This is a genomic window from Bacillus sp. JJ1127 (assembly GCF_036965845.1).
Classification (GTDB): domain Bacteria; phylum Bacillota; class Bacilli; order Bacillales; family Bacillaceae_G; genus Bacillus_A.
Genome location: NZ_JBALQK010000103.1, coordinates 252 through 6647, shown reverse-complemented (window position 1 = coordinate 6647; position 6396 = coordinate 252). Strand labels below are relative to the sequence as shown.

Below are 6396 nucleotides of genomic sequence, written 5' to 3'. Positions count from 1 at the left end.
TAATGTCTACAATTACTGCGAAAATACAAATCTACGTTTCTGGCAATCAAGCTGAAAGCCTAAAGATAACAACTAACGCTTATCGTAAGGCTTGTAATTGGTTATCAAAACATATCTTTGAAACAAAAAATCTAAATCAAGTAAACTTGAATAACTTGTATTATTCTAATTTGCGAAATCAGTTTGGACTAAAAAGTCAAATGGCTCAATCTGTTATGAAAACAGTGATTGCTCGATACAAGTCAGCTAAATCAAATGGACATGAATGGTCTTTAATTGAATTTAAACTTCCAGAATATGACCTTGTTTGGAATCGTGACTACTCACTAACTCAAAGCCGATTTAGTGTAAATACACTTGATGGTCGTCTTAGGTTGAATTATGAACGCAAAGCTATGAAAAAATACTTTAACAATACTTGGAAGTTTGGTACTGCTAAACTTGTGCACAAACATAAAAAATGGCTCTTACACATTCCAATGACAAAAGAATTTACTGAATTAGATTATGTAGATGTAAAAAATATTGTCGGTATTGATTTAGGAATCAACTTTCTTGCTACCATTTATGATAGTCAGGGTAAAACTACTTTCTACAACGGAAATGTTGTTAAGCATAAGCGTGGTAAGTTTAAAGCTACTCGTAAACAGTTGCAAATGAGACAAACACCGTCTGCACGTAAAAAACTAAAACAAATTGGTTCAAGAGAAAACCGTTATGTAACTGATGTAAACCATCAAATTACAAAGGCACTCGTTGATAAATACCCTAGAGGTACTATGTTTGTTTTAGAGGACTTAACAGGTGTTCGTTCCGCAACTGAAAAAGTACGAGTGAAAGACCGCTATGTTTCTGTCTCTTGGACTTTCTACCAGTTCCGTCAGATGCTGGAATATAAAGCAGAAATGAACGGACAGAAGGTAATTGTCGTAGACCCAAAATATACTTCTCAAACTTGCCCTAAATGTGGGCATATCGAGAAAGCAAATCGTAATAAGAAACTACACACATTCTGTTGTAAAAACTGCCAATACAAGTCAAACGATGACCGTATTGGTGCTATGAATCTACACCGTAAAGGAATTGAACGTATTGGTGTAGTTACTACAGGAGTATAGCTCTTGTAGTAAGGGCGAAGTCAACCGTCCTTATGTTCCACCACACTAAGGTAGGAGAGCGTTGCTCGTTCGCACTACTGGGTAGGAATAAGCGTAGTTGCTCTCTATGAGGGTAGAAGCACTGTCGAACTCTGACAGACGCAAGCCCCCACTTCAAACGACCCGTAAGGGTGTTAAGTGGCGGGTTGTTGACAAAGTCATCCTTTCTCTTTTAAAAAATCATATCTTCTTACAACGATTGCATGATTCGAGTCAGTTTATAGGTAACTTTTCCGTATATTTTTGATAGATTGAACTAGCCACTACTGTATCTAAAAAGGCAACCCCAACAGATTTAAATAAAGTAATTTCATCAGAGTTTGTCCGTCCTTGTTTATGACCCATAATAATGTCGCCAAGTTCACTGTATATATTTGAAAAATCCCATCCATTTTTTTCGTTTGCGATCAGAAAATCTCCAGCTTCGTGCTGAACGCCTTCTAATGTATCTACAATGATTTTGTTGGAGCGCTGTAATGTTGTAAAATCGAGCTCTTGCATATGAGGCTGATAAGAGCCGATTCCATTAATATGGGTACCGTTTCTTAATTTTTTTCCATCAAATACAGGAGTAGTTGAAGTTGTACTACAAATTACAATATCAGCCATTGCAACAGCATCATCAGCTGATTCTATAATCTCAATGGTTCCGTTCCAATTTGGATACAAGGAGAGTAAATGATTTTTAAATTCAAAAGCTTTTTGTATGGTACGATTAACGAGAAGAATACGAGTGAGAGAACGAACTTCCATAACAGCTTGTATTTGTCCAAGTGCTTGAGCACCACAGCCGATGACAGCACAAATTTTAGATTCTTGACGAGCGAAATGATTTGTCGCAATACCACTCATTGCTCCTGTGCGAAGCGTCGTTAAATAGGAAGCTTCAATTGTTGCGACATGCTCACCAGTATTTGTTTCTGTTAAGACGATTAAGCTCTGCAGTGCCTTTTTTCCTTTTTGTGTATTTTTAGGGAAGATACTAACGATTTTCGTAGATGCAAATTCGATTGGAGCTACATAAGAGGGCATATAAAGAGAGTTTGCATCTTCTTGCGAGTGCTGTATATTCAGTCTTACAGGTGTCGTAATTTCATTGTTCATATAATATTGAAATGCTCTTTCTACATCTTGTAAACAGTCTTTCATTTTATAAGTGTCTTTTACCATTTCTTCTGTAATATGAATCATTTAGGTAATCCTCCTTTTTAATAGAAAATAGAACTGCCAATTAAACTAGCTATTAAAGCTTTCTTTTGAATTGAACTTTGTTGATTCATCATTTCACCTCTTTTTATTTTAAATATTCTAATTATTGAAATATTTTATAAAAAATGTTTTTATATGTCAAAATTTTAAATTTGGAGGAAGTAATATTATTAGTAGCAAATATTATAAAGTGATGCTTTTCATTAGAATAGAATGGTTTTATGTAATAGGGGGTATTTGCATTCATCTAATGGTTAGAGGTATGAATTAGGAAATAATAGAGTGAGAGGAAGAGTGAAATGAAAGTAAGGAACATTCAAGGGGAAGATTACGTAACGATTCATTCCGTTCTTAACGATTGGTGGGGCGGGAGAAATATGGCGGATATGCTGCCGAAACTTTTCTTCGTTCATTTTCAAGAGACAAGTTTTATTATTGAAGAGGATGGGGAAACACTAGGCTTTTTATGCGGATTTTTCTCACAAACATATACAGATGAAGCATATGTTCATTTTATTGGCGCAAATCCAAAGTATCGAAGAAAAGGAATTGCTTCTACGCTATATTCCCATTTTTTCGATGTAGCTCGTGCAAATAATCGTCATATAGTGAGAGCGATAACTTCGCCAGTAAATAAAAAATCGATTCAATTTCATCAGGATATTGGATTTGAAATTGAAACAGGTGATGGAGAGGTAGATGGAGTATCAGTACATACAAATTATGATGGGAATGGAGGGAGTAGGGTTTTGTTTGTGAAGAGGATTTAGCTAAAAGTGATGTTAGATTTATTTTTTTATTTCATTCCTCAGACGAGCAGTTCTTTTTCGCTTGTTTGAGGAAGTTGTGGGCTATAGCGATCAGCCCTTTTTTACTAGTAGATCTTTTTATCTGGTTCAATAAATACAGATTATTCGGAATTTTATTGATAAATAATGGTAGCTTATATATAATGACGTTATGAATACTTTACAAGTAAAGAAATATATAGATAAATAATAAAGCTATGAAAAAGAGGGCATCTTTATCATATTACTGCGACGCTTATTGAGGATAAAGGGTTAGTATGATTGATTATGATAAAAGGGATATGACAGGGAAGATGAAATATTGTAATAAAGAGAAAAAGGAAAAGCAAATATTAGATAAAGCATCCGGAAAGTTACTTGGTGTAGTTTTAAATGATAGAAAGCAAGATCAAGTACAGTAGGCATATTATTAAGGGATAAAAGAGACTGATAAATGATAACAATTTACCAGTCTCTTTCTTGTAATATCTTATATAGATTACATAATTTGATGGGAATTTTAGAGGAAATAGGGGTATATTGTAGAATTACAATTGGTTGTAATAAAAATAGTAAGGGGAAATTATTAATATTAAATATAAGAATTCATGTAATAATTTTCTTATGTAAAAATTTCAAAAGGTTGGAGGGACTTATGGAAGAAACAATTAGTTTAAAAGAGTTATTTCATATGTTAAGAAAAAGCTTAGCAATGATCCTCGTAATCGCATTTGGTGCAGCTATTATAAGTGCTATCATTAGCTTTTTCTTTATGACACCAATCTATCAATCTTCAACGCAAATTCTTGTGAATCAGAAGAAGCAAGACGGAACAGCAATCCAATTGGGTGAAATTCAATCAAATATTCAATTGACGAATACATATAAAGTTATTATTAAAAGTCCTGTAATTTTAGATAAAGTGAAAGAAAAGCTGGGCTTAAATATAACAACTCAAGATTTAAATGAGAAAATTGAAGTTGTGAATGAAAAAGATTCACAAGTTGTAACTGTAACAGCACAAGATAAAGACCCGAAACTAGCTCGTGATATTGCAAATACGGTAACTGAGATTTTTAAAACTGAAGTTGTGAAAATTATGAGCGTTGATAATGTCACTATATTATCTGAAGCAGAAGTTGTTAAAAACCAATCTCCAATTAAGCCACGCCCAATGTTAAATGTTGCGATCGCTTTCGTTGTTGGTTTAATGGCTTCAGTTGGTCTTGTATTCTTACTGGAATACTTAGACAACACGGTGAAAAAAGAAGAAGATGTAGAGAATTTACTTGGTTTACCAGTTCTAGGTAATGTCACGCATATGGATGAAGAGATACAAACAGGCAGATCATCACATGCTCCATCATTAAGAAAAGTGAGGGGACAAACAATTGGTTCTTAAAAGTTTATTTAAAAAGAAAAAAAATCATCGTCAACGTCGTCAACTGATTGCTCATCAGCAACCAAAGTCACCAATTTCTGAACAATATCGTAACATTCGTACAAATATTGAATTTGCGGCTGTCGATACAAAACTTCAATCATTAATCGTAACATCTGCAAACTCAGGTGAAGGGAAAACGATAACAGCGGCCAACATGGCAGTTGTTTTTGCTCAACAAGGAAAGAAAGTATTACTCATTGATGCTGATATGCGAAAACCAGCGCTGCATCAAATGTTCCAGGTCGATAACATCTTCGGATTAACGAACGTGTTAACACAGAGCAAAAGTCTCGAAACGTGTATACAAAAAACATCCGTTGATAACTTACACTTTTTATCATGTGGTCCAATCCCGCCAAACCCGGCAGAATTGCTAGGTTCGAAGTCGATGCAAGAATTGCTTACACAAGCCTATAGTATGTACGATTTAGTGATCATTGATATGCCACCAATTTTAGCTGTAACAGATGCACAAATTATGGCAAATCAATGTGATGCATCTGTTCTTGTCGTTCGTAGTGAATCGACAGAAAAAGGAGCGGCTGTAAAAGCGAAAGGATTGCTAGAGTCTGCAAAAGGTAAACTATTAGGTGTTGTTCTAAACGATTGTGAACGTGAGCAAAGCTTATATTATTACCATGGTACTAACTAATGAAAAAGACGAGATATGTTAGAAGCATATCTCTTTTCTGAAAGGAGGATGGAAATAGTGATCGATTTACATTGCCACATTTTGCCTAGTATTGATGACGGGGCTCAAACAGTGACGGACAGTTTAGCGATGGCACAAGTAGCAGTAGCGGAAGGAATCCATACAATTGTCGCAACGCCACACCATCAAAATGGAAAATATATAAATGAACGTACTACGATTATTCACCAAGTAAAACAATTAAATCATGAACTGCAACAACATGATATTCCACTAAAAATCTTACCAGGACAAGAAGTTAGATTATACGGGGATCTATTAGAAGATTATGAAACTGGTAAAATCGTCACTTTAAATGAAACGAATAAAAATATATTAATTGAGTTTCCATCTAATCACGTACCAAGATATGCAGAACAATTATTATATGAATTACGTGTAAAGGGAATAATTCCAATTATCGTTCATCCAGAGCGTAATGCGGAGTTAATCGAGCGGCCAGATAAGTTATATAATCTTGTGAATAAAGGTGCATTAACACAAGTAACGGCAGGAAGTCTTATTGGTAACTTTGGGAAAAAAATTAAAAAATTCTCCTTACAACTTGTTGAACATAATTTAACACATATGATCGCATCAGATGCTCATAACACAACATCAAGAGGATTTCACCTGGGAGCAGGATATGACATGATTGAAAAAGAACTTGGGACAAACATCATGAATGAATTAAAAGAAAATCTTTATTTATTGATAAGTGGCAAAACGATTTATAAAGAAGAACCAGAACAAATTCGTCGTAAGAAACTATTTGGTATTTTTTAAACGAAAATCTGGTGATGTCTCCTAACCGTTATCAATGGAGGCACTCGGTCCTGCTGTGGGTAGAAACCTATCTTAGACGCTCGTCGTCAGGAGTATGATGTGAGGGTGGGTTAGATGCCCATAATTTATTTACGATAGAAACTCTATCCATGGAGTTATAACTATGACTCTATCGATAGGTTTTTTATTATTATATCAAAATGAACAAATGGAAGGGGCTGAAATTGAAAAAAGTAAGAAAAGCAATTATTCCAGCAGCTGACGGCATTTGGTACTATTATGTTCCAGATCAAGCAAAATAAGATTTAACAAATAAATTAA

At 34.6% G+C, this 6396-nt stretch carries 6 protein-coding genes and 1 pseudogene; 6 read left to right on the top strand and 1 reads right to left on the bottom strand.

The genetic code is table 11. The features are described 5' to 3' along the window. Positions 1-2: 2 nt before the first annotated feature. Positions 3-1118, top strand: a complete 1116-nt coding sequence (locus V7183_RS11675; RefSeq protein ID WP_335359615.1) for an RNA-guided endonuclease InsQ/TnpB family protein — start codon at positions 3-5, stop codon at positions 1116-1118. Positions 1119-1370: 252 nt separating this feature from the next. Here V7183_RS11675 and V7183_RS11670 read toward each other — a convergent pair whose 3' ends face one another. Next, positions 1371-2348, bottom strand: a complete 978-nt coding sequence (locus V7183_RS11670; RefSeq protein ID WP_335359614.1) for an ornithine cyclodeaminase family protein — start codon at positions 2346-2348, stop codon at positions 1371-1373. Positions 2349-2665: 317 nt separating this feature from the next. On the opposite strand from V7183_RS11670, the gene V7183_RS11665 reads away from it, so the two are divergent. From V7183_RS11665 to V7183_RS11645, 5 genes and pseudogenes are all read left to right on the top strand, one after another. Continuing rightward, positions 2666-3136 carry a GNAT family N-acetyltransferase gene (locus V7183_RS11665; protein WP_097898818.1) on the top strand — a complete coding sequence of 157 codons (471 nt, stop codon included), beginning with the start codon at positions 2666-2668 and terminating at the stop codon, positions 3134-3136. 344 nt (positions 3137-3480) lie between these two features. Continuing rightward, a pseudogene (locus tag V7183_RS11660) lies at positions 3481-3576 on the top strand (tyrosine protein kinase); the annotation flags it as partial. Between the two features lie 233 nt (positions 3577-3809). Further along, a complete protein-coding gene (locus V7183_RS11655; RefSeq protein WP_335359613.1) occupies positions 3810-4556 on the top strand; it encodes a YveK family protein in 747 nt (248 codons plus the stop codon). Further along, positions 4546-5250: a CpsD/CapB family tyrosine-protein kinase gene (locus V7183_RS11650; protein WP_335359612.1), complete on the top strand. Its 705-nt coding sequence runs from the start codon at positions 4546-4548 to the stop codon at positions 5248-5250. The genes V7183_RS11655 and V7183_RS11650 overlap by 11 nt, the downstream gene beginning before the upstream one ends. Before the next feature lie 57 nt (positions 5251-5307). Further along, positions 5308-6075, top strand: coding sequence for a tyrosine-protein phosphatase (locus V7183_RS11645; protein WP_335359611.1), 768 nt, complete (start codon positions 5308-5310; stop codon positions 6073-6075). Positions 6076-6396 lie beyond the last annotated feature (321 nt).